Source organism: Psychrobacter sp. AOP3-A1-26, assembly GCF_052378235.1.
Classification (GTDB): Bacteria; Pseudomonadota; Gammaproteobacteria; order Pseudomonadales; family Moraxellaceae; genus Psychrobacter.
Genome location: NZ_JBQSXN010000216.1, coordinates 1 through 502, shown reverse-complemented (window position 1 = coordinate 502; position 502 = coordinate 1). Strand labels below are relative to the sequence as shown.

The window sequence follows — 502 nt, the reverse complement described above, 5'->3', positions numbered from 1 at the left end:
CAAAAAACCACCTGTACTGGTGTAGAGATGTTCCGTAAACTGCTTGACGAAGGTCGTGCAGGCGAAAACTGTGGCGTACTACTACGTGGTACTAAGCGTGAAGACGTACAACGTGGCCAAGTACTAGCCAAGCCAGGTTCAATCACCCCGCATACCAAATTCGACGCTGAAGTATACGTACTAAGCAAAGAAGAGGGTGGTCGTCACACACCATTCCTAAACGGCTATCGTCCACAGTTCTACTTCCGTACCACTGACGTAACTGGCGCAATCCAATTACAAGACGGTACTGAAATGGTTATGCCTGGTGATAACGTTGAGATGGGCGTAGAGCTTATCCACCCAATCGCTATGGACAAAGGTCTTCGCTTCGCAATTCGTGAAGGCGGCCGTACGGTAGGTGCTGGTGTTGTTGCTAACGTAAGCAACTAATTTTAACCTCTACTCTTAGACGTTAAATAGTTAGCTAAAAAGCCATTCTCGAGAGAGGGTGGCTTTTTTT

General features: G+C 47.2%; 1 protein-coding gene. It reads left to right on the top strand.

Translation table 11 applies throughout. The features are described from left to right. On the top strand, positions 1 to 432 hold a 432-nt coding region (locus tag ACT3TU_RS14365), incomplete at its 5' end, for an EF-Tu C-terminal domain-related protein (protein WP_444784546.1). Positions 433 to 502: the final 70 nt, after the last annotated feature.